21 protein-coding genes are annotated in these 21,529 nt (G+C 42.2%); 14 read left to right on the top strand and 7 right to left on the bottom strand.

Features of this window, described 5'->3' with window-relative positions; translation table 11 throughout:
- Nucleotides 1-11: 11 nt before the first annotated feature.
- Complete coding sequence (locus tag H5164_RS16840) at nucleotides 12-440, bottom strand: DUF413 domain-containing protein (RefSeq protein WP_124015721.1); 429 nt, start codon at nucleotides 438-440, stop codon at nucleotides 12-14.
- A gap of 108 nt (nucleotides 441-548) precedes the next feature.
- On the opposite strand from H5164_RS16840, the gene hdfR reads away from it, so the two are divergent.
- Nucleotides 549-1,403: an HTH-type transcriptional regulator HdfR gene (hdfR, locus tag H5164_RS16835; RefSeq protein ID WP_182696946.1), complete on the top strand. Its 855-nt coding sequence runs from the start codon at nucleotides 549-551 to the stop codon at nucleotides 1,401-1,403.
- Between the two features lie 17 nt (nucleotides 1,404-1,420).
- Here hdfR and H5164_RS16830 read toward each other — a convergent pair whose 3' ends face one another.
- The gene (locus H5164_RS16830) at nucleotides 1,421-1,792 is read right to left on the bottom strand and encodes a diacylglycerol kinase (protein ID WP_124015723.1); all 372 of its coding nucleotides are present in this window, start codon (nucleotides 1,790-1,792) and stop codon (nucleotides 1,421-1,423) included.
- 313 nt (nucleotides 1,793-2,105) lie between these two features.
- On the opposite strand from H5164_RS16830, the gene H5164_RS16825 reads away from it, so the two are divergent.
- Nucleotides 2,106-2,954: a DNA ligase gene (locus H5164_RS16825; protein ID WP_182757139.1), complete on the top strand. Its 849-nt coding sequence runs from the start codon at nucleotides 2,106-2,108 to the stop codon at nucleotides 2,952-2,954.
- 147 nt (nucleotides 2,955-3,101) lie between these two features.
- Nucleotides 3,102-3,587 (top strand): low molecular weight protein-tyrosine-phosphatase, encoded by a 486-nt coding sequence (locus tag H5164_RS16820; protein ID WP_182696943.1) that lies wholly within the window; start codon nucleotides 3,102-3,104, stop codon nucleotides 3,585-3,587.
- Between the two features lie 74 nt (nucleotides 3,588-3,661).
- Here H5164_RS16820 and ylqF read toward each other — a convergent pair whose 3' ends face one another.
- Together ylqF and H5164_RS16810 are read right to left on the bottom strand one after the other, a co-directional pair.
- Nucleotides 3,662-4,603, bottom strand: coding sequence for a ribosome biogenesis GTPase YlqF (ylqF, locus tag H5164_RS16815; RefSeq protein WP_124015726.1), 942 nt, complete (start codon nucleotides 4,601-4,603; stop codon nucleotides 3,662-3,664).
- A 131-nt stretch (nucleotides 4,604-4,734) separates the two neighbouring features.
- On the bottom strand, nucleotides 4,735-5,574 hold the full coding sequence (locus H5164_RS16810) for an isopenicillin N synthase family oxygenase (protein WP_124015727.1): 840 nt from the start codon (nucleotides 5,572-5,574) through the stop codon (nucleotides 4,735-4,737).
- A gap of 165 nt (nucleotides 5,575-5,739) precedes the next feature.
- Here H5164_RS16810 and H5164_RS16805 point away from each other — a divergent pair, with 165 nt between their 5' ends.
- Entirely contained in the window at nucleotides 5,740-6,657 is a 918-nt protein-coding gene (locus H5164_RS16805; RefSeq protein WP_182742727.1) for a bifunctional methionine sulfoxide reductase B/A protein, read from the top strand.
- Nucleotides 6,658-6,744: 87 nt separating this feature from the next.
- Here the strand turns inward: H5164_RS16805 and H5164_RS16800 are convergent, their stop codons facing one another.
- Complete coding sequence (locus H5164_RS16800) at nucleotides 6,745-8,301, bottom strand: SulP family inorganic anion transporter (RefSeq protein WP_182722251.1); 1,557 nt, start codon at nucleotides 8,299-8,301, stop codon at nucleotides 6,745-6,747.
- A 193-nt stretch (nucleotides 8,302-8,494) separates the two neighbouring features.
- Nucleotides 8,495-11,902, bottom strand: a complete 3,408-nt coding sequence (gene rne, locus H5164_RS16795) for a ribonuclease E (RefSeq protein ID WP_182757138.1) — start codon at nucleotides 11,900-11,902, stop codon at nucleotides 8,495-8,497.
- Between the two features lie 627 nt (nucleotides 11,903-12,529).
- Between rne and rluC the strand changes: the two genes are divergently transcribed.
- Both rluC and H5164_RS16785 read left to right on the top strand, forming a co-directional pair.
- Nucleotides 12,530-13,486, top strand: coding sequence for a 23S rRNA pseudouridine(955/2504/2580) synthase RluC (gene rluC / locus H5164_RS16790; protein ID WP_124015730.1), 957 nt, complete (start codon nucleotides 12,530-12,532; stop codon nucleotides 13,484-13,486).
- A gap of 31 nt (nucleotides 13,487-13,517) precedes the next feature.
- Entirely contained in the window at nucleotides 13,518-14,165 is a 648-nt protein-coding gene (locus H5164_RS16785; RefSeq protein ID WP_220492727.1) for an HAD-IA family hydrolase, read from the top strand.
- A gap of 143 nt (nucleotides 14,166-14,308) precedes the next feature.
- Here H5164_RS16785 and H5164_RS16780 read toward each other — a convergent pair whose 3' ends face one another.
- Entirely contained in the window at nucleotides 14,309-14,965 is a 657-nt protein-coding gene (locus H5164_RS16780; protein WP_182757137.1) for a nucleoside triphosphate pyrophosphatase, read from the bottom strand.
- Between the two features lie 248 nt (nucleotides 14,966-15,213).
- On the opposite strand from H5164_RS16780, the gene yceD reads away from it, so the two are divergent.
- From yceD to fabF, 8 genes are all read left to right on the top strand, one after another.
- Nucleotides 15,214-15,738 (top strand): 23S rRNA accumulation protein YceD, encoded by a 525-nt coding sequence (yceD, locus tag H5164_RS16775; RefSeq protein WP_124015733.1) that lies wholly within the window; start codon nucleotides 15,214-15,216, stop codon nucleotides 15,736-15,738.
- An 18-nt stretch (nucleotides 15,739-15,756) separates the two neighbouring features.
- Nucleotides 15,757-15,927, top strand: a complete 171-nt coding sequence (gene rpmF / locus H5164_RS16770) for a 50S ribosomal protein L32 (protein ID WP_011636967.1) — start codon at nucleotides 15,757-15,759, stop codon at nucleotides 15,925-15,927.
- A 15-nt stretch (nucleotides 15,928-15,942) separates the two neighbouring features.
- On the top strand, nucleotides 15,943-16,971 hold the full coding sequence (gene plsX, locus H5164_RS16765; RefSeq protein WP_182696938.1) for a phosphate acyltransferase PlsX: 1,029 nt from the start codon (nucleotides 15,943-15,945) through the stop codon (nucleotides 16,969-16,971).
- A gap of 8 nt (nucleotides 16,972-16,979) precedes the next feature.
- Nucleotides 16,980-17,939: a beta-ketoacyl-ACP synthase III gene (locus tag H5164_RS16760; RefSeq protein ID WP_124015735.1), complete on the top strand. Its 960-nt coding sequence runs from the start codon at nucleotides 16,980-16,982 to the stop codon at nucleotides 17,937-17,939.
- Nucleotides 17,940-17,970: 31 nt separating this feature from the next.
- Nucleotides 17,971-18,897 (top strand): ACP S-malonyltransferase, encoded by a 927-nt coding sequence (fabD, locus tag H5164_RS16755; protein WP_124015736.1) that lies wholly within the window; start codon nucleotides 17,971-17,973, stop codon nucleotides 18,895-18,897.
- A gap of 10 nt (nucleotides 18,898-18,907) precedes the next feature.
- The gene (fabG, locus tag H5164_RS16750; protein ID WP_011636971.1) at nucleotides 18,908-19,654 is read left to right on the top strand and encodes a 3-oxoacyl-ACP reductase FabG; all 747 of its coding nucleotides are present in this window, start codon (nucleotides 18,908-18,910) and stop codon (nucleotides 19,652-19,654) included.
- Nucleotides 19,655-19,817: 163 nt separating this feature from the next.
- Nucleotides 19,818-20,051 carry an acyl carrier protein gene (gene acpP, locus H5164_RS16745; RefSeq protein WP_011496723.1) on the top strand — a complete coding sequence of 78 codons (234 nt, stop codon included), beginning with the start codon at nucleotides 19,818-19,820 and terminating at the stop codon, nucleotides 20,049-20,051.
- Between the two features lie 162 nt (nucleotides 20,052-20,213).
- Nucleotides 20,214-21,455, top strand: coding sequence for a beta-ketoacyl-ACP synthase II (gene fabF / locus H5164_RS16740; protein WP_124015737.1), 1,242 nt, complete (start codon nucleotides 20,214-20,216; stop codon nucleotides 21,453-21,455).
- The last annotated feature ends 74 nt before the right edge of the window (nucleotides 21,456-21,529 follow it).

The raw sequence follows: 21,529 nt of genomic DNA, 5'->3' as shown, positions 1-21,529 counted from the left end.
CTGACCAGAGTTTATTCTGGCTCGTCGGTGTCAGAAACTTCTTCTTCAACATCGTCAAATTCAATTTCAACTTTAGAACTTGCTGGCGCATGAATAGTACCAACTACAGCATAAAACGGCTTACCTTTTGCTAGACGGCAATACTTAGACCACAATAACTCCATTGGTGTTGTTGCGGGTAACATGCCTTGAAGAACGCGAATAAACTGGTCTTCGTCAACATTACAAGGTAATTGCGAGCCATCGGCTAGATTTTTCATTGCTTGACCGTGTTGTTCAAGCAAGTCAGCTTCCTTACTGGTAAAATCACCACAACGCTTAAACCCCATAGGGAAATTCGCGTCATCATAGAAGCGTTTAGTTGACTGAAAACTGTTGCTATGACCATTGGAGTTAGCATCAATACCTTGTTTTGCATTGATAAATGATTGCTGAGACATGGCTAATACCTTCTAAATTGTGAGATATAAACATTTGCAACTGGAGTATTGGCTAGTATTATCATTTTTTAAATCAAAATATTTTGTCCTTAATGGTAAAGAATTTTTATGGATACAGATTTATTAAAAACCTTCTTAGAAGTATCTCGTACTCGACACTTTGGTAAAGCGGCTGAAAATCTCTACCTTACCCGAAGTGCTGTTAGTTTTAGGATAAAACAGCTAGAAGGTATTTTGGGGATAGAGCTGTTTGAACGTTTGCGTAACAATATTCAACCTACCCCAGCAGGTGAGAGAATGTTGGGCCATGCTGAGGCGGTGCTTAATGCCTGGGAGAGGGCAAAACAAGATATTATTTTAAATCAGCAGCACAATGCTCAGTTGGCTTTATCGGCTGGTAATAATATTTGGGATGCTTATTTACAAGGTTTTTTACAGCCACTGCATTTAGGTTTGGAAGGTGTTGCTTTGAGGACTGATGTTTTGTCTGCATCAGTGATGACTCGCCAGCTTATTGAACGCACTTTAGATATTGCGATTACCTTTGATCCTCCAAAACTTGATGGGGTCACATTAGTTAAGCTTGCTCAAGTAAAACTGTATCTAGTGTCCAAACAGCAGGGCGTTAAGCTGGCTCAAACGGCTAATTTACCTTATATAAAAGTCGATTGGGGCACAGCCTTTAATATCACTCACGCCCAAGATTTTACCATGTTGCCTTTACCTGTACTGCATACCAGCTCAGCTCGCATGGCATTGGATTTTATGTTGAATAATAGTGGCTGTGCATTTTTGCCTGAAGCACTCATTCAACCCTATTTAGATAATGGCACTTTATCTCGCGTAGACGATGCAAAATGTATCTATCGACATGTGTATGCTGCTTATTGGGCTGAAAATGAAAGGCTTGCCTATATTGAACAAGCTATTTCAATGTTAACAACAGCTAAACTCACGGTTTAGTATTTACTGGGCAGTTGTTAGAACACTAGTGGCCAAATAATGATCCCCCAGGTGATAGTACACAAGACGAGACTGATGAATACTGCTGCTGAAGCAATATCTTTCGCTTGACCACTAAGAGGATGAATTTCATCTCCGACGCGATCTACAACTGCTTCAATCGCAGAGTTTAATAATTCGACAATCAAAACAATTAATAGGGTCATGATAAGTAGAATGCGTTCAGTTGCACTGATATTGAGTAATAGTGCAACAGGGAACATTAAGCCGGCCAGTACGGTTTCTTGTCTAAAGGCGGCTTCATGTTTCCATGCAGACTTTAGCCCCTTCATTGAAAATCCCGTTGCTCGAAAAATGCGCTTTAGACCATGATTATTCTCAGGTTTCATTAAGTAAATTATCTTTTTGGTTTTAATTGTGCAGATTGTAACATTCCATTCATAGGCTTCCAGCAGTAATTTAACTTTTTGATGGGTTAAAGTTACAAGATAATAGCGATTTCAATCATCAATAATGTCCTCAATCGGTGTTGATTCTACTCGTCTTTCCCTTCTGCTTAAGTGGATAATTCTTAGTTTTGTACTAAGCTTAAGAAGGTTTAAGTCAAGGTCGTGCTAATCATAAAATTAATGCCAGCTTATGATTCTTATTGGTAATGAGTGGCCACCTTGATATGGATTTGATTAATTGCAAGGATTGCATATGCCTAAGATACCCTCGGTTATATTTTCACTGATGATTGCACTGTATAGTTTAACAACGCACAGTGCTGTTTTATCTAAACCTCCCATCCAGTTAGCAACACAATATCAACCAGATATTACCGTCGCTGAGTATTTAGTCAGTGAAAAACTTGATGGTGTGAGAGGTTATTGGGATGGTCGTCAAATGCTGACTCGTAGTGGCCGAAAAGTGGCGTTACCAGCATCATTTACCTTGGGCTTTCCTGAAGTGGCTATTGATGGCGAACTCTGGTTAGGGCGTAATCAGTTTGAGCATATTTCAGCATTAGTTAGGCGTCTGGATACATCCGCTGAAGATTGGCAACAAGTAAAGTTTATGATGTTCGACTTACCAGATCATCCTGGCACTTTTGTTGAACGCTATTTCGCGATGCAAAAATGGGCTGAGCAAACTGATCCCACTCATTTACAGGTTATTAAGCAGGACACAGTAGCGACAACAGAGGCACTGTTCGATCGACTTGATAGTGTTGTGAATGCCGGTGGGGAAGGATTAATGTTACATTTTAAACAAGCTCATTATGCCGTGGGGCGCAGTGAGTATATTGTTAAACTCAAACCTAAATACGATGCTGAAGCCGTGGTTATTGGTCATACCCAAGGAAAAGGTAAATATCGAGGTCAATTAGGCGCGTTAATTGTAAAAACGCCAGCTGGAATTGTGTTCAATATTGGCAGTGGTTTTAGTGATAAACAGCGAGAAAATCCGCCGTTAATTGGTTCAGTCATTACTTATCAGTATTTAGGCTTAACTCAAAAAGGCACTCCAAGGTTTGCTAGTTTTTTGCGCGAGCGGCCATCACAATAGTCATCTCTTTTACATTAACTCAAATGTCACTGTGCCTGCACATTACGCTTGAGTTAACATGAGTAAAGTCGAGCTGGTGGATACACAATGACAAATCAGATCGTTAACTCTGTGCTGTATGCAATCTGGATATAATGGCGATGATAAATGATGGATGATAAATATCTTTTGAACGTTCACTCTGTGCTATTCGTCTGTATGGGCAACATTTGCCGTTCGCCAACAGCAGAGGCTATCTTTAGGCAACTAGCTAAGCAGCATTCACTTCAGCTTGAAATCGATTCTGCCGGCACCATCGCCTATCACCAAGGTCATTCTCCTGATCGTCGCAGCATGATTGCAGGCCATAAGCGTGGACTTGATTTTACCGATATGAAGGCTCGACAGGTCATTGATGCTGATTTTGAGCACTTTGATTTAATTTTAGCGGCAGATGTTTCTAATTTAGCTGAGTTAACTGAGCGATGTCCTGTGCATTTACGGTATAAGTTACATTTGATGTTAAGCTTTGGAGACTCTGCGGTTAAAGAAGTGCCTGATCCATATTATGGTGGGGAAAAAGGGTTTGAGAGGGTTATTGACTTGCTTGAGGCTAGTTTAACGGCATTAGCAGTATCACTAGCTTCACATTGAAATGTATCACTATGACAAGAAGTTTTTGAATGACTAGGCCGTATATGTATTAACAACCTAGTCGTGGATCGGGCTTAATCGTTATAACGTTTGCCAGATCGTTTTAGTTTCTCTTGTTCTATCTTTTGTTGTTTGATCAGTTCTTTTTCAGCCAGCTTACGCGCGACTTCAACTTTCTCGACTTCAGCCATTGCCGGTGTTTCAAGGCTTAATAAGCCAATTTTACCTGAGCGGTACTCATGCAGTAATAGTTCCGAGACCTTATGGTAATCAACACGCCCACCAGGACGGAGTGCTCCGCGAGAACGGCTAATGGCTTCGAGTAATTCAATATCACTGTCAGGCAGCGATTTAAGCTTATAACGCTCGCAAATTTCGTCGGGGTAGGCTTTAAGAAAATAAGCTGCAGCAAACATGGCCACATCTTCGTATTCCATTGCTGTGTCTTTAATTGCACCAGTGACCGCTAGGCGATAACTGCTGGCTTCGTTATCGACTTTAGGCCATAAGATCCCTGGCGTGTCTGACAAAACGATACCGTTACGTAAGTTGATCCGTTGCTGATTTTTAGTTACCGCGGGTTCATTACCTGTTTTAGCAATAGTGCGGCCCGCTAGGGTGTTAATAATTGTTGATTTACCAACGTTAGGAATGCCCATTATCATGGTACGAATATCTTTTTCCATGGTGTCACGGTGCGGCACTAGTTTGCGACAAAGATCAGGAATACTTCTTACCATTCCCGGTTGTAGGGTGGTGATTGCCGATGCCTGTACACCTTGCTCACGCTCTAGGTATTCAATCCACTGAGCCGTAATTTCTGGATCCGCTAAATCAGATTTATTGAGCAGTTTAATACAAGGTTTATCACCGCGAAGTTGTGACACCATTGGGTTTTCACTGCTGTATGGAATACGTGCATCGAGCACTTCAATAACGAGATCCACTTGAGGCATCGCCTCCTCGATCTCTTTACGTGCTTTGTGCATGTGTCCTGGATACCACTGAATTGCCATGATGTTGCCTTATAAATCGGAGAGTAAATAACAATAAATACAAAAGTGATATTCTACCTCGTAAGTGGATTAAATGCATAAAAAAAGCGCCTTAAGGCGCTTAGTATCGTTGTTAAATACACTATGAGTGCTTAAATCACGCCTAATTCGCGTAATCTTTCCATCAAATAGCTATCAGCCGTATAACGCTCAGATAACACCACTTGTGGATTTGGGTGTAAAAACAGCGGTAATGAGATACGAGACTTGGTTTTGTCTGTGCCTTGAGGATTGATGACTCTGTGAGATGTTGATGGGAAATAGCCGCCTGAGGCCTCTTGTAACATGTCGCCGATATTAATAATAATGCTACCAAAATCACTTGGCACATCAATCCATTCACCTTCTTTAGTCAGCACTTGTAAGCCAGGCTCATTCGCTGCTGGTAACAAGGTAATTAAGTTAATGTCTTCATGCGCAGCAGCACGGATTGCGCCCATTTCCTCATCTCCTTTCATTGGAGGATAATGAAGAATGCGTAACAAGGTTTTTTGGCTTTGCGCAATCATGTCGGGTAACGGAATACTATATTTAGCCGCGACGTCTGCAGGTGTGTACTGTTCAATCCAGCTCAGTAATTCAGACGCTAGCGCATTAGCGTGTTCGTAGTAAGCAAGGATATTCGCCTTTAACGACTCTGGAATGCGTCCCCAAGGGTATACGTGATAATATTCTTTGATATCTTTTACGTTATTGCCTTTAGCCGTTTCAGAAATTGATGCGGGAAAGAAGCCATCATGTGTTTCAGCTTTAAACAAAAAATCATTTTTTTGTTCTGACTGAAAGAAGCTATACCACTCATTATATATATCTTCAACAAGCTGCTTTTGAATTGGGTGGTTAGTAAGTACACCAAAGCCGGTTTCACGCAGTGATTCAACAAAATGTTGGGCACTATTAGGTGCTTGGTAATCAATTGTATTTAGTTTCATTATGTATTTCTTATTAGTGTGTTGACCCACCGTAATGGTAACCTTAGTCACACTCTGCCGCAATTATTTGCGTGATATCACTCCATTTTCATTTGAGCTGAAATGATTGATGACACGTATTCATTATTACTAGACTGTGGCAAACAAACTCAACGAGATCTGACCATGAATAATTTAACTGAATTTGAACAGTATGTGATCGAGCAAAAAGGCACCGAGCGTCCTTTTAGTGGCGAATTTGTTGATCATGATGCACAGGGTGTGTATTTATGTAAAAAATGCCATGCACCACTTTATAAAAGTGAGTATAAATTTAATGCTCATTGTGGCTGGCCAGCATTTGATGATGAAATTAAGGGGGCAGTAAAGCATACACTCGATGCTGATGGTCACAGAACCGAAATTACCTGCGCACAATGCGGTGGTCATCTAGGCCATGTGTTTGAAGGAGAACATTTAACCGATAACAATATCCGTCATTGTGTCAATTCGGTATCAATGATTTTTAAAGGCATTGATGAGCTTTCAGCATCAAATTTAGCTACGCCTTCTTTCGAAAAAGCGACTTTTGGTGCTGGCTGTTTTTGGTGTGTTGAAGCTATCTTCGCTCAGCTTAATGGCGTGCAAAGTGTTAAGTCTGGTTATTGTGGCGGTGATGCAAAAGATGCCAATTATGATGCGGTATGTTCCGGTAAAACAGGCCATGCAGAAGTCGTTCATATTGAATTTGATCCCACGGTTATTCAATATGACACACTCCTTAGTGTATTATTTGAAAGCCACGATCCGACCACACTTAATCAGCAGGGAAATGATAAAGGGCCACAGTATCGTTCAGCTATTTTTGCGCATAACAGTGATCAAATTGATACCGCTAACCGATTTATTAACGCCTTAACTGAACAACAAGTGTGGTCTAGACCGATAGTCACTGAAATAAGTGCATTTGATACATTCTACCCGGCTGAAAGTTATCATGATGAATATTTCACTAAACACGGGCAACAACCTTATTGTCAGCTAGTGGTTAAGCCAAAATTTGATAAAGTGATGAGTAAGTTTGCTGATAAACGTAAACGTTAAATCAGTATTTTTTGCAGGTACAAAGACTCACGATAGAAAAAGGGACTGAATATTCAGTCCCTTTTTATTGATTAGCGTATTAATCGTTTAATCCAATTTATCATCGGCTACTTTATAGTGCGGATCTTCAATAAGGTTAACTTCAACTAAATCACGTGCTTTATGCAGTAGTGCTTTACAATCTTGGCTTAAGTGACGTAAGTGCAACCGCTTTCCTGCCGTAACATAACGTTCAGCTAAGGTATCAATCGCTTCTAATGCGGAATGATCTGCCACGCGTGAATTTTTAAAATCAATAATCACATCTTGGTTATCATTTTCAGCATCAAACAGTTCAAGAAAGTTTGCCACTGAACCAAAGAACAAGGGGCCATTTAAGCGATATATTTTCCAGCCGTTATCATCTTCAGTTATGTCAACATTAATGTGCTTTGCGTGTTCCCATGCAAACACTAAGGCAGATACAATTACACCGACAAACACTGCAAAGGCCAGATCGGTAAAAACAGTGACAGTGGTGACTAATATAATCACAAATGCATCATGCTTAGGCACTTTGTTCATGAATTTGAAGCTGGCCCATTCAAAAGTGCCTATGACCACAATAAACATGACACCAACTAATGCTGCCAGTGGAATAATTTCGATAAACGCCGAACCAAACAGAATAAATGCCAGTAATGCTAATGCTGCCGTGATGCCAGATAAACGACCTCTACCGCCCGAGTTAATGTTAATCATTGACTGGCCGATCATCGCGCAACCACCCATAGCACCAAAGAAACCACTGGTAATGTTGCCCACACCTTGGCCGACACATTCTTTGTTACTTTGACCACGAGTATTGGTCATTTCGTCAATCACTGTTAGCGTTAATAATGACTCAATTAATCCTACCGCGGCTAAAATACAGGCATAAGGTAATATGATGTAAAAAGTGTCAAAGCTAAATGGCACGCTAGGGATGGCAAATGAAGGCAAGTTACCTGCAATAGTTGCAGCGTCATTGCCACTCATTGTTTTTAGAAAATCCAATACATTACTGGTTTCTAAATTGAAACCTACAGTAATCGCCGTTACCGTTAAAATAGCCACTAAGGATGAAGGCACAGCTGTGGTTAATTTGGGTAAGAAATGGATAATAGCCATGGTTAAAACCACTAAAGCTAGCATGATCATTAAGGGTTCTTGTGCCATCCAAATCATGTTGCCCGCGGCGTCTTTGACTTTAAATTGACCGAGCTGGGCTAAGAAAATTACAATCGCTAACCCGTTTACAAAACCAATCATTACTGGGTAAGGTACGATACGGATAAATTTACCGAGTTTGAATACGCCCGCTAAAATTTGAATCAGTCCTGCTAACACCACAGCGGCAAATAAGTATTGCACTCCATGTTCAATTACCAGCGATACCATGACCACAGCCATAGCACCCGTGGCACCAGAAATCATGCCAGGCCGACCACCAATTAATGCGGTGATTAGTCCCATAATAAAGGCGGCATAAAGCCCGACCATAGGTTCAACATGAGCGACAAATGCAAAAGCAACGGCTTCAGGTATTAGGGCCAGCGCAACAGTTAATCCTGATAAAATATCGGCTTTGCTACTGCTTGTTTTATGGCGAATAAGATCGAACATTTAACCTCTGTTTTCATTGGTAAGTTAATAAAAAGTGATCAGTATATTAACAAAAAATACTCGTTGGCTGAACTGTGACATCCCTAATGTGATGTTTTAATTCGCTGAGGTATTTTTTATTAATCTTTTCAATAAAAAAGCCATGCTTAGCATGGCTTAATAAATGATGGGGCTAGTGAACCCCTAATTAATGCTACTTTGCCGGGCGTGCCATATCCGCTGATGCACTGTTATTTATTGCGACTTTTGGCGCACTAGTTTCAGTTGCTTGGGCTTCATAAGTACGCCCTTGAGGCACCGCTTTCTGTTCACGAACATCCACTGTAGGTTTAGTCATGTCAGATGACACCATAGAACCGAAGCGACTTGCTTTTACAGGTGCTTTTGCTGCTGTAGTGGTGTCAGTAGAAACAACAGTCTCTACTGCAGGCGCAACGTCTTTAGCTGCAGGTTTAGCTTGACGAACGATTGCCGCAGGCTTGGCCATTGGTGCCGATGCATTAGATGTAACGGCTTTATCTTGTTTGCTTTCTGCGGTTGTTTCCATCGCCTCTAACGATGCTACCTCAGCGACTAACGCTTGTTTAGCTGGAGCATCAATAGGGGTTTTAGCGATTTCAACTGCTGAAGTTTCAACTGCTGTAGTTTCAACTGTCGCTGCAGTTTCGATTACGTCAGCTGTGTTGACTACCGGAGGCGTTTCAGCTGCTTGCTCTTTTGCTGCAGGAGTGTCTGCGACAACGTTAGCTGGCTCAACATCAACCTTAGTCTCTTCTGTATCAGTCACTTCAGTCTTTTTAACATCAGCCTTGAAGACTTCTGCCGCTGGAGTAACTGTTGCTGCATCAGTGGCAGTCACAGGCGTTTTAACCTGAGTTTTGGTTTTAGCTTGTTCAGCGTCTAACTGCTTCTCTAGCTCATCATTAGGTGTGAAAACGGCTTGTTGTGTCGACCCCGTTTCATCATCACGACGACGGCGTTGACCAGCAGCACGTAGGTGGCGAGGGCTACGACGACTACGACGTTGACCTTCACGACCTTCAGCTTCACTTTCTGATGCCGTGTCATCGGTATTCGCGCTTTGCTCATCAGTTTCTTTTGCAACATCAAAGTGGGTCGCAACCGTTTCATTAACAGTGTTGTCTTCAGCTGGAGCCGCTTCTGTTTTCACTTCAACGTCAGCTTTCACTTCAACAGCTGGAGTGTCTGTTTCAACTTGGGCAGTAGAGGTAACCTTGGTGATTTCTGTTGCTACATCAGCTGCTTCAACCGCCGCGCCTTCTGCTACTTCGGTGGTTTGCTCTGTTTTCTCTTTACGAGGCTGACGTCGGCTACGTGGTGCTCTAGTCTCTGATTTTTTATCATCAGATGCTTTTGGCCCAACATTGTTGGCTTCAGATGCGATCAGTTCTACTGATGATTCAGTTGATTTACTATCAATAACCTCGGTTGTTGATAATGCTTCATTCTGTTCACTTTCAATACGCACTTTACGACGCATGTTACGACGTTGGCGACGCTCTCTAGCGGCTTCTTGCTTTGGTGATTTCTCTACAGTGGCCTTAGGTTCTGCCACTTTAGCGTCAGCTACTTTGGTTTCGCTAACGGGTAATGCTTTGTCAACTTTGTCAGCTCTTGGTTTATTTTTAGCGTTGTCATCTTGAGCAGTATTTCGACTGTTTCGCTCATTACGCTTGTTCTGAGGACGACCTTCAGTGGTGTCTTTCGATTTGTCACTGTCATTGCGTTGACGACGGCTATCATTGCGCTTGTCATTGCGGTTACCACTATCGTTACGTGTCTCATTACGACGAGTGTTACGACGTGGGTTAGTCTGAGTGCTGTCTTTAGTCTGCGCTGTCGCTTTGGTATCTTTCACCTCAGTTTCATTAGCAGAGAATAGGGCGCTGATTGCTGAGATGACTCGTGAAAACAATCCTGGCTGAGTAGATGCTGTCGCAGGGGCAACATTTACAGGTGCAGTTTTGACGAGATCTTCTGCAGCTTTTTGTGGGGCTGCAAAGCCTTTTAATGCTGGCTCTGGTGATGCCGCGCGCTCTAATTTACGAGGCTCATACAGTTTTGCTGCTGGCTGTTCTACGCGCTTATAGCTTGATTCACTGACTTCATCGTCACTCTTACGACGTACCACACGGTAATCTGGGGTTTGCATGTGTGCATCTGGAATGATGTACACTTCAACTTGATGACGCTCTTCAGTAATACGGATCGCTTTACGCTTTTCGTTTAATAAGAAAGCCGCCACATCAACTGGCACAATCGCTTCGATTTGTGTGGTGTTTTCTTTAATGGCTTCTTCTTCCATTAAACGTAAAATTGATAGTGCTAATGATTCCGTACTGCGAATAGTACCTTGGCCATGACAACGAGGGCATAAATGTGCAGCAGACTCTTCTAGTGATGGACGTAGGCGTTGACGCGACATTTCCATTAAACCGAAACGAGAAATACGGCCCAATTGAACACGTGCACGATCATGGTGTACGGCATCACGCAAACGGTTTTCAACTTCACGCTGGTGGCGAACAGGGGTCATATCGATAAAGTCGATAACCACTAAACCACCTAAATCGCGAAGACGTAATTGACGTGCAATTTCATCAGCTGCTTCAAGGTTTGTGTTCAGTGCAGTTTCTTCAATATCACCGCCTTTAGTGGCACGGGCAGAGTTGATATCAATAGACGTTAATGCTTCTGTGGGGTCAATAACAATTGATCCGCCTGATGGTAAACGCACTTCACGTTGGAATGCCGACTCGATTTGAGACTCGATCTGGAAGTGAGTAAATAGAGGCACTTCAGAGTCATATAGTTTGACGCGTTCGACAAAATCAGGACGAACTAAACCAATGTGCAGTTTAGCTTCTTCAAAAATTCGTGGATGATCGATAAGGATTTCACCCACATCACGACGTAAATAGTCACGAATAGCACGAACAATGACGTTGCTTTCTTGATGAATTAAGAAGGGGGCAGCCTTGCTTTGAGCGGCTTCTTGAATCGCATCCCAATGATGTTGTAGTACTTTCAAGTCCCACTTTAGTTCTGTTGACTCTTTGCCTACACCAGCCGTACGCACGATTAAGCCCATACCATTAGGTACTTCTAGCTCAGACATCGCTTCTTTAAGTTCGGTGCGCTCATCACCTTCGATACGACGAGAAATACCGCCAGCACGAGGGTTATTTGGCATTAAGACTAGGTAAGAACCAGCAAGACTAATAAAGGTAGTTAATGCAGCGCCCTTGTTGCCACGTTCTTCTTTATCGATTTGAACAATGACTTCTTGGCCTTCTTGCAGGACTTCTTTGATGTTTGGACGGCCTTGGAAGGAATATCCTTTAGGGAAATATTCACGACCAATTTCTTTTAGAGGTAAAAAACCGTGACGATCTGCACCGTAGTCAACAAATGCGGCTTCAAGTGACGGCTCTACGCGAGTGATTTTACCTTTATAGATATTTGATTTTTTCTGTTCATGACCAGGACTTTCGATGTCTAGATCATACAGTTCTTGCCCATCAACTAGGGCTACGCGCAACTCTTCTGATTGAGTTGCATTAATTAACATACGTTTCATGATGACGTGATTCTTCTAAATGAGGTCATCAAACAACACGATCTTTCTGCATTACGGGCCTGAATTAATCGGTATAACCTCACGGCTAGATCCAGGCAATTAGGTGCTCATTACTGTAAAACGCAGTCACTGCGTGTCGCATCCTATTTATGGCTTATTTTCTAGTGTTTACAAAAACAAGGAATTCGTTGACTTACAACCAACCCCATAAATTATGGTATTTTAATCCGTTAATGCCCAAGTCGAATCGGTTTGTTTGATAACAAGCTAAAATGTTGTTCGAATTTGGGGCGATTTACCACAGTTAAATTAAAATCTTTATTGAATACTTACGGTTTAATTGTACAAACGGTTTCTTATCGTTTTTTAATAAATACAACTTGCAAATCAATGATTTGCTACCGGTTAGGTTCATTTTTATAACTGCTAGTTTTTCGCATTTGGTGAAAGTTGTGAACACTTTATCCACTGTTTACTCTCAACCTGTGGGCAAATATAGCAACAATCGCTATTTTCAGCAATCAAAAGCCCATATTCTTTCGTGTATTTATTTGAAGTCCAATGCGGCAATAGCCAAGCATTTACCAGATAAGGTACACTATTACGGTTACTACTATATGGCGCATCATGAATACTGAAACCACCCCCCAAGTTGAATACGTGACTATCGACGAAGATCATTTTGAACAACGCATCGATAATTTTTTGCTGACTAAATTAAAAGGCGTACCGAAAAGCATGATCTATCGGATTGTGCGTAAAGGCGAAGTGCGGGTTAATAAAAAACGCATCAAGCCGGAATATAAATTACAAATCGGAGACATTGTTAGGGTTCCGCCTGTTCGTGTTGCCGAAAAAGACAATCGCAAGGCGCCATCGCCTAATTTATCAAGAGTGTCTCAGCTTGAAGAACGTATCATCCATGAAGATAATCATTTAATTGTGTTAAACAAGCCTGCCGGTATTGCAGTACATGGCGGAAGTGGTGTGGATTATGGTGTGATTGAAGGCTTACGCTCATTGCGTCCACAGCAAAAATTTTTAGAGTTAGTACATCGTTTAGATAAAGATACGTCTGGTGTGTTGCTTGTGGCTAAAAAACGCAGTGCCTTGAAGCATCTGCATGAACAATTACGCAGTAAAACCATGCAAAAAGATTATTTAGCCTTGGTGCGTGGCGAATGGCAGGCAAGTGATAAAGTGGTTAAAGCACCACTGTTAAAAATCACTTTAAAGTCGGGCGAACGCATTGTGCGAGTCAATAAAGAGGGTAAAGAGTCTGAAACCCGCTATAAGATTATGCAGCGTTACCAAGGTTGTACTTTAGTTAAGGCTAGTCCTGTTACAGGACGAACCCATCAGATACGAGTGCATTGTCAGTATGCTGGTCATGCTATTGCTTGTGATGATAAATACAGTGAGCAGCAATTTGATGACAGTATGCGGGCCTTGGGTTTAGACCGTTTGTTTTTGCATGCCGCAGAACTTAAATTTACTCATCCTGAAAATGATCAAGTTATGCAGGTTAAAGCGCCTTTAGACCCAGTGCTACTGAGTACACTTGAGAAGTTGAAAAGAGTATAAAGGCACTCAGCAAATAAAGTAGGGCATTATATTGAACAGTAAAGAGAAAGCTTTTGACCTGGTTATTTTTGATTGGGATGGCACGCTAATGGACACTGTGGGCAAAATCGTGTCTTGCATGCAAAATGTCGCTCAAGAATTAATGTTACCCAGTCCATCCGAGCAGGAAGTGAGAGATGTCATTGGTTTATCTTTACCCCAAATTATGCCGATTTTATTTGCTGATCATCAAAACCATCAACAAATTATTGATTGTTATCGACGTCACCATCTTGCGAGTGAGCTACTTACGCCTTTATTCGATGGCGTCGAATTACTGATCCGTAATCTATTTGATGCGGGTTATCATTTAGCTATTGCTACAGGGAAAGGCCGACAAGGTCTTGATAATGTATTAGCTCTCACGGGGTTAGGCGATTATTTTCATGCGACCCGTTGCGCCGATGACGCACAAAGTAAGCCGCATCCTGAGATGCTGTATTCGTTATTGGCTCATTTTGATGTTACCGCAGACAGAGCCATTATGATTGGCGATTCTATTCACGACTTAGCCATGGCCAATAATGCTGGCATGGCAAGTATAGGTGTGAGTTATGGTGCCCATAATGAATCAAGACTCAATCTATTAAACCCGCGTGCTATTGTTGACCAGCCTTGTGCGATTCGTGACTATCTTTAATTTTTATGGACGCTGTTATGATAGTCGCATTACAGCATTGAAGATAAGTGTGTCCGACGCTGTATCGTATTCGCTTCTGTGTGATACTCAGCTTACTTCTGTGTTATGTCGCTTGTTATGACATCAAGTACAAACAGCATTATCTATCCCCATCTCCCTTTATTAAATTCGATATCAGTATTTGCTGGTTGAGCATCTGGTGCTTGACTGAGCACATCTACACCGTGCTGAGCGAGTAAATCTATCAGTTTAATTAATGGTAGACCGATTAGGGTGTTAGGGTCATCACCTTCTAAACGCTCAAACAGAGCTATACCTAATCCTTCACATTTGAAACTTCCGGCACAATATAATGGTTGTTCTGTATTGATGTAGTAGCGAATTTGCTCCACAGATAAATGTTTAAAATGAACCGTGAACGGTTCAACACAAGATAACATTTGTTGATTGGCACTATTGAATACTGCAAGGCCGGTATAAAAAGTAATAGCTTGACCTGATGCCGCGCTTAATTGCGCTATCGCATTGTCTACTGTGTGAGGCTTACCAATAATTTGACCGTTAATCAGTGCAACTTGATCCGAACCAATAATTAATTGCGGCACCGATTTGTTCTCTATTAGTTGGGCGCCTGCGAATGCTTTTTGTTCGGCTAAGCGTTTGACTAAAGATAATGCGGTTTCATTTTTTGCTGGGGATTCATCAATATTAGGGTTAACACAGTTAAACGGCAGCATTAATTTAGCTAATAATTGCTGACGAAAAGGTGAGGTTGATGCAAGTACAAGATTGAATTCCATTGGCTTTGTTTCAGTATTTGTTGGCTAATAACAGAATATTAGTCAGTTTACTGTATTCATCTATGCAAATGGAGCATTTTTCTCGAGTAATGCTTGTGTGATTGGGTTGGGTTCGGTAAAATTTGCCAACTTTCAAATTCAATGCCGGATTTAAAGAGTACCTAAAGTTCGTTATTAGGTGAGGTTACCGTATTTTTACGGAAATTTTCTTTGACTCCAGCGTTTTCAAACTATAATATGCGCGCCTTATGCAAACAGTAAAGATACCGGTTTCAATTGATCCTATACGCGCTGCCTCTAGCGGCCTTCGTTATGAAGGTATCATTTTAGGCAAGCAACTAAAGCGATTAAGCGAGTTATGTGCCGGCGACTGTTCCGACGTAGTTGTGTCGTTGGAATGTGGCGTCGATTTACAGGGGATAGTCTACCTTCGCGGGAAGGCTGTGACGGAGCTCACTCTGCTATGTCAACGTTGCATGACACAATTTACTACTGAGGTTACGGTCGACTTTTGTTTTAGTCCTTGTAAGACTGAGGCAGAAATCGATGAGCTCCCGGATGCGTATGACCCAATTGAGTGTAATGAGATTGGTGAAGTACGTCTGCATCAATTGATTGAAGATGAATTGATAGTCGCTATGCCTATCATCCCGATGCACGATGATAATAATTGTAAGTCTGGGTCGAAAGATATAGTTGTAGGCGAGATCGAACCCGCTCATGAGGAGCGTCCAAATCCGTTTGCAGTGTTAGAAAAACTGAAGAGCAAGTAATCGTAGGAGACAGGTCCAATGGCTGTACAACAGAATAAAAAATCACGTTCAAAGCGCGGAATGCGTCGTTCACATGATTCATTGAGCACTGCTCAATTGTCAGTAGACGCAACTAGTGGTGAATTACATCTACGTCACAACGTGACTGCTGATGGTTTTTACCGCGGTAAAAAGGTTATCAACAAGTAATTTGTTGCTAATTGAATGACAAATCTGACGCTTGCGTTAGATGCGATGGGGGGCGATCACGGCCCCCACGTGACAGTGCCTGCAGCCTTGCAGGCATTGAAATTTAATACATCTCTAAAAATTATTTTGGTTGGCAATCAAACCGAAATAGAAAAATATATCCCTCAAGCTGATCCAACAACTTTATCCCGCATTGAAATAATTCATACTACTGAAGCTGTCACTATGTGTGATAGGCCCATTCATGCTTTGCGTTCACGTAAAAATAGCTCAATGAAAATTGCTATTGAACTGGTGCGCGATGGAAAAGCAGCTGCCTGCGTTAGCGCGGGTAACACGGGGGCGTTGATGGCGATGGCTAAGGTATTATTAAAAACCTTACCAGGCATTGATAGACCAGCATTGGTATCTTGTTTACCAGCTATGACAGGCAAGCCTGTTTATCTGCTGGATTTAGGCGCCAATGTTTCTTGCGATTCCGAGACTTTATTTCAGTTTGCTATTATGGGGTCGGTATTGTGTGAAGCTGTTCATAAAAAGTCCCGGCCGAAAGTGGCATTATTGAACGTTGGTATTGAAGCGATTAAAGGGAATGACCAAGTCCAACAGGCTGGCCAAATTCTTCAACATACGGACCAAATTAATTATATTGGTTTTGTAGAAGGCGATGAAATTTATACCGGTAATGTTGATGTGATCGTTTGTGACGGATTTGTCGGCAACATCACCTTAAAAACCTCAGAGGGCATTGCCAAGCTATTAGTTCATCAATTAAAACGCGGCTTAAATGATGGTTTTTTTGTGCGTTTACTCTCCAAACTCATCGCTCCTCGCATACAAGCAGTACTCAGTAAGATGAACCCCGACCACTATAACGGTGCAAGTCTGATAGGATTGCGCGGAATAGTAGTAAAGAGTCATGGTAACGCGGATGAAGCTGCATTTTTACAAGCATTAAATTTAGCAGCAACAGAAGCAAAACGTCGTCTTCCTGAAATGATTAAAGATCGTTTGGAGTCGATTCTTTTAGACATCAATAGCTGATCTCATATATGCACACAAAAATTCTCGGAACAGGTAGCTATCTACCTGTGCAAGTTCGTAGCAATCAAGATCTTGAAAAAATGGTTGAAACCAGTGACCAATGGATTGTTGATCGAACCGGTATCTCTGAGCGGCGTATTGCTGCAACAGACGAATCGGTTTCAACAATGGGTTATCAAGCGGCATTAAAAGCGCTTGAAATGGCTGGGATAGAAGCCAGTGATCTTGATATGATTGTTTGCGGAACCACAAGTGCATCAAACGCATTTCCTGCAGCAGCATGCGAAATTCAAGCCTTATTAGGCGTCAAAAATATTCCTGCCTTTGATATTGCAGCCGCATGTTCTGGTTTTATTTATGCCTTATCCGTTGCAGATCAATTTGTTAAAAATGGTTCTGCTAAAAAAGTATTAGTCATTGGTTCAGATGTATTGTCGCGGATGTGTGATCCTTCTGATCGCTCCACGGTGATTTTGTTTGGTGATGGCGCTGGCGCTGCGATTATTGGTGTCAGTGATACTCCAGGTATTATTGCAACCCATATTTATGCAGATGGTAGCCAAGGGGACTTATTAAAATGTTCTTTCCCGCCTCGCGCCAATGAAAGTTCTACAGCGGTCGGTTTTATGACGATGAAAGGCAACGATGTCTTTAAAGTGGCCGTGACACAGTTATCGAATGTCGTCACCGAAACCCTGCGCCTTAATAATGTCGATAAATCTGAAATTGACTGGTTAGTACCACATCAAGCTAACTTTCGCATTATCAATGCCACAGCAAAAAAATTGAACATGAGCTTAGATAAAGTGGTGCTTACCTTAGCTAGGCATGGTAATACCTCAGCCGCTTCCGTACCAATTGCATTAGATGAAGCCGTTCGTGACGGCCGAATTCAGCGTGGTCAATTACTATTGCTGGAAGCCTTCGGTGGCGGTTTCGCTTGGGGCAGTGCATTAATTCGTTTTTAATTTTTAAATTATTTTTTACAGGTAACCGTTTATGGAAAATGTTGCTTTTGTATTCCCTGGTCAAGGTTCTCAGGCCGTAGGGATGTTAGCTGAATTAGCTCAAACTCATGCCATTATTGGCCAAACCTTTGCCGAGGCGAGTGATGCTTTAGGTTATGATTTATGGGATCTTGTTGCCAATGGCCCAGCTGAAACCTTAAATGAAACCGATAAAACTCAGCCTGCATTACTCACCGCAAGTGTGGCTATTTGGCGGGCATATCTAGCGTCTAACAAGCCTATGCCTTCCATACTTGCAGGCCATAGTCTTGGAGAATATTCTGCTTTAGTATGTGCCGGGGTGATTGAATTTACCGATGCTGTTAAATTGGTTGAGCTACGCGGGAAATTAATGCAACAAGCTGTACCTGCGGGTTCTGGAGCTATGTTTGCCATTATTGGACTTGCTGATGAGGCTATTGCCACTGCATGTGCGGAATCTGCGCAAGGTGATGTAGTGAGTCCTGTGAATTACAATAGTCCAGGGCAAGTTGTTATAGCGGGTGAAAAAGCCGCTGTAGAGCGCGCAGCCGCTGCGTGTAAAGCTGCAGGTGCTAAAATGGCAGTCGCGCTACCTGTTAGCGTTCCGTCCCATTGTGCATTAATGAAGCCTGCAGCCGATGAATTAGCTAAAGCCTTAATTGAGATGACGTTTTCTGAGCCTAGCATCAAGGTAATCAATAACGTTGATGTGGCAATGCCAACCGACGCTCAAGCAATTAAAGATGCGTTAGTGCGCCAATTGTATTGCCCGGTAAGGTGGAGCGAAACTGTTGAGTGTATGGCGACACAAGGTGTTACAAAATTAGTAGAGTGTGGACCTGGTAAAGTATTAACCGGTTTAACAAAAAGAATTAATAAATCGATATCCGCTCAAGCGGTTAATGATGTTGCTTCATTCGCAGCATTAGTCGAATAAAGGAGTTGATATGAGCTTTAGCATTAATTTAGACGGTAAGGTTGCATTAGTCACAGGTGCTAGCCGTGGTATTGGCCGCGCAATTGCAGAGTCGTTAGTACAAGCGGGTGCCATGGTTATTGGCACAGCAACCAGTGAAAAAGGTGCAGCGGCGATTCAAGCTTACCTAGGTGACAAAGGCTTCGGGATGGTGTTAAATGTCACTGATAGCCAGTCAGTGGCTGATTTATATAGCCAGATCAAAGAAAAAGCCGGTGAAGTTGATATTCTTATTAACAACGCAGGCATTACTCGTGATAATTTACTGATGCGAATGAAAGATGATGAGTGGCAAGATATCATTGACACCAATTTGACATCATTATTTAAATTGTCTAAACCAGTAATGCGATCTATGATGAAAAAACGTTTCGGACGTATAATCAGCATTGGATCAGTTGTGGGTACAATGGGTAATGCTGGCCAAGTTAATTACTCGGCGGCTAAAGCGGGTTTGATTGGATTTACAAAATCTCTTGCAAGAGAGGTTGCATCTCGTCAAATAACAGTGAATGCTATTGCACCTGGATTTATTCAGACAGATATGACAGATGAGCTGACAGTAGAGCAGCAACAAGCTATCATGTCGCAAGTTCCGATGGAACGATTAGGGCAAGCACAAGAAATTGCCAATGCAGTATTGTTTTTGGCCTCGGATTCAGCCGCTTACATCACAGGCGAAACATTGCATGTGAATGGCGGCATGTACATGGTTTAAGAGCGATAGGTAGGTAACTACCTTCATTTGAGTCAGTGTTAGTGATAATTCAATGTCATTTTTTGTGGTTAGACCACAAAATCTAAGCTTGCATTGTTATCTAATTCGAATAAACTACTCGCAATCTTACGCAAGTGCGTAATTTGAATAGGAAAGAAAACTAATGAGCAACATCGAAGAACGTGTAAAGAAAATCATCATCGAGCAACTTGGCGTTAAAGAAGAAGACGTTAAATCAGCTGCTTCTTTTGTAGACGATTTAGGCGCTGATTCTCTAGACACTGTTGAATTGGTTATGGCTCTAGAAGAAGAGTTTGATACCGAGATCCCTGACGAAGAAGCTGAAAAGATCACTACTGTTCAAGCAGCGATCGATTACGTTTCTAAGAATCAGTAATCAAGAATTCACAAAAACAGGCGGCATTTATGCCGCCTGTTTTTGTTTAAAGCATTTGTAAACGCTCGTTCCATTTAATTGCACTAGAACACCCTTCCTTATATCTCTTTAGCTTTATCGCAATAATGGCATCGTGGCAGATTTTATTTAAAGGTGAATATCATGTCTAAACGTCGTGTCGTCATCACAGGTCTTGGTCTTGTGACTCCTGTGGGTAATGATGTCGAATCTTCTTGGAATGCCTTATTGGCTGGTCACAGTGGTATTGCTCCCATTACTAAGTTTGATGCGAGTGAATATAGCACTCGTTTTAGCGGCTCAGTCAAAGATTTTGATATTGAAAAATACTTAACCAAAAAAGATGCCCGTAAAATGGATTTATTTATCCAGTACGGTATGGCAGCGGGTATTCAAGCGGTGCAAGATTCTGGCCTCGATATGAGCCAAGAGAATCCCGCTCGAATCGGTACCGCGATTGGTGCTGGTATGGGCGGCATGTGGTTAATTGAACAAGGTCATTCGGCTTTGCTCAATGGTGGCCCGCGCAAAGTGTCACCATTTTTTGTCCCTAGTACCATTATCAACATGATAGCGGGTCATTTGTCGATTATGTATGGCATGACAGGTCCTAACTTTGCAGTGACAACGGCCTGTACTACGGGTGTACACAATATCGGTTTTGCCGCACGTACTATTGCTTATGGGGATGCCGATGTAATGGTTGCCGGTGGCGCTGAAGATGTGACTAGTCCATTAGGTGTTGCAGGTTTTAGTGCAGCTAAAGCATTGTCTACTCGCAATGACGATCCCAAAGCAGCCAGTCGTCCCTGGGACAAAGACCGTGATGGCTTTGTTATTGGTGATGGTGCCGGTGTCATTGTGATGGAAGAATATGAACGAGCTAAAGCCCGCGGAGCTAAAATTTACGGCGAGTTAGTTGGGTTTGGTATGAGTGGTGATGCATTCCACATGACATCGCCACCTAGTGATGGTGCGGGTGCTGCGGCGGCAATGGTTAATGCCATTAATGATGCGCAAATTGAAAAAGAGCAAGTGGGCTATATTAATGCCCATGGCACATCTACCAATGCGGGTGATAAAGCTGAAGCTGCAGCTGTAAAGTCGGTATTTGGCCCTTATGCTTATGAGGTGCTGGTGAGTTCGACTAAATCAATGACCGGACATTTATTAGGTGCCGCGGGTGCGGTAGAGGCCATTTTTACTTTGCTTGCGCTGCGCGATCAACATGTTCCACCAACGATTAATTTAGACAATCCAGATGAAGGTTGCGACTTAGATTTTGTTGCCCATACATCTCGTCGCCATCAATTTGATTATGCTTTATGTAACTCATTTGGTTTCGGCGGCACCAATGGTTCTTTATTATTCAAAAAAATCGATTAGTTTCGTTAAGCTAAAAAAAGCGCCTCTGGCGCTTTTTTTGTAATAACACAAAGTGTATCGTTATTTATAGGTAC

Source organism: Shewanella sp. SG41-3, assembly GCF_014164545.1.
Taxonomy (GTDB): domain Bacteria; phylum Pseudomonadota; class Gammaproteobacteria; order Enterobacterales; family Shewanellaceae; genus Shewanella; species Shewanella vesiculosa.
This window is presented reverse-complemented; position numbering and strand designations above follow the sequence as displayed.